At 71.3% G+C, this 1,655-nt stretch carries 2 protein-coding genes and 1 tRNA gene; all 3 read left to right on the top strand.

What is annotated here, in order from left to right; translation table 11 throughout:
• Positions 1-286, top strand: a 286-nt coding sequence (locus H0488_RS23210; RefSeq protein ID WP_183101530.1) for a hypothetical protein, incomplete at its 5' end; no start/stop codon positions are given.
• Positions 287-326: 40 nt separating this feature from the next.
• Positions 327-400: transfer RNA gene (locus tag H0488_RS23205), tRNA-Arg, on the top strand.
• A gap of 146 nt (positions 401-546) precedes the next feature.
• Positions 547-1,655, top strand: a 1,109-nt coding sequence (locus tag H0488_RS23200) for an RtcB family protein (RefSeq protein ID WP_183101529.1), incomplete at its 3' end; no start/stop codon positions are given.

Genomic DNA, 1,655 nt, shown 5'->3' with positions numbered 1-1,655 from the left:
CTCCTCGCCCGCGGCCGCCAGCCGCAGCCGCCTGCGCGCCGCCGCCGAACGCCTGCAGACGCAGATCCCGACGCTTGACCTCCTGAGCCAGCACGACGCCGGCCGGACGATCGACCACGTCGCGGTCCCGGCGCAGTGGGGCTTTCGCCGCGCCGAGCGGCACCCGGCCGAGCACGCCGGCGCCACACTCTCCGACCACGACGCGTACGTCGTCGAGGTGGTCCCTCACCCGGCCTTGGATCCGGCCTCGGTCAACGCGCTTCCGCTGTCGCGCCAAAGTCGCTAGGCCGGCGCGGGTCCCCCGCCGTACCGTCTCCGCTCGCCAGACCCCTTTAGCTCAGCGGGACAGAGTGCCGCGCTACGAACGCGGAGGCCGCAGGTTCGACTCCTGCAAGGGGTGCTCGTCGCACGTAGACGTACTGCTGGTCGTCGCCGGTCGTCGCCGGTCGTCGCCGGTCGTCGCTGGTGGTCACTGGTCGTCGCTGGTTGAGGTGCGAGCGAAGCGAGCCTCGAAACCAAGACGGAACCCGAAGGAGGATGAACACCATGGACACCGCCACCCTGCCCGTGCGCCTGCCCGGCGCGCAGGCCGACACCCTGATGTGGGCGCGGGTCGAGGACGTCGAGCAGCAGGCGCTCGACCAGCTGCGCAACATCTCGCGGCTGCCCTGGGTGCACGGCCTCCGGGTGATGCCCGACGTCCACCTCGGCAAGGGCACGACGGTCGGCTCGGTGGTTGCGATGCGCAACGCGGTGTCGCCGGCTGCGGTCGGTGTCGACATCGGCTGCGGCATGCAGGCGGTGCGCACCAGCCTCACCACGGCGGACCTCCCCGACGACCTGCACGCGCTGCGCCTGGCCGTCGAGAAGGCGATCCCGGTGGGCTTCTCGTCGCACAGCTCGATGCCCGACGTACGCCGCCTCGGACTCAACCACGGCCACCTCGCGGGCTGGGACCGGTTCTGGGCGCGCTTCGGCGCGCTGCACGACGACGTCCAGGACCGGGAGCGCAAGGCCAAGCAGCAGATGGGCTCGCTGGGCGGCGGCAACCACTTCATCGAGCTGACGTCCGACGACGACGGCCAGGTGTGGCTGATGCTGCACTCCGGCAGCCGCAACATCGGCAAGGAGATCGCCGAGCGCCACATCTACAAGGCCAAGGGGCTGGATCACAACCTGGGCCTGCCCGACCGCGACCTCGCGGTGTTCCTGGCCGGCACGGCGGAGATGGACGCCTACCTCAGCGACCTCTACTGGGCGCAGGAGTACGCCGCCCGCAACCGCGCCGTCATGATGGCGCTGTTCTGCGAGGTGGTCGGTCGGGCGTTCGCGGAGCGTGGCCTCGAGGTGGGGTTCGGCGAGCAGATCTCCGCGCACCACAACTACGTGGCGCAGGAGACGTACGACGGCGTCGACCTCGTGGTGACCCGCAAGGGCGCGATCCGGGCGGGCGCGGGCGAGTACGGCCTGATCCCGGGCTCGATGGGCACCGGCTCGTACGTCGTACGCGGCCTCGGCAACGAGGCGTCGTACTGCTCCGCGTCGCACGGTGCTGGCCGCCGGATGTCGCGGTCGCAGGCCAAGCGGACCTTCACGGTGCAGGATCTCGCCGCCCAGACCGCGGGCGTGGAGTGCCGCAAGGACGCCGGCGTGAT

Source organism: Nocardioides pelophilus (assembly GCF_014180685.1).
GTDB lineage: Bacteria > Actinomycetota > Actinomycetes > Propionibacteriales > Nocardioidaceae > Nocardioides > Nocardioides pelophilus.
The sequence above is the reverse complement of the archived record's forward strand: the minus strand, read 5'-3'. Positions and strand labels throughout refer to the sequence as shown.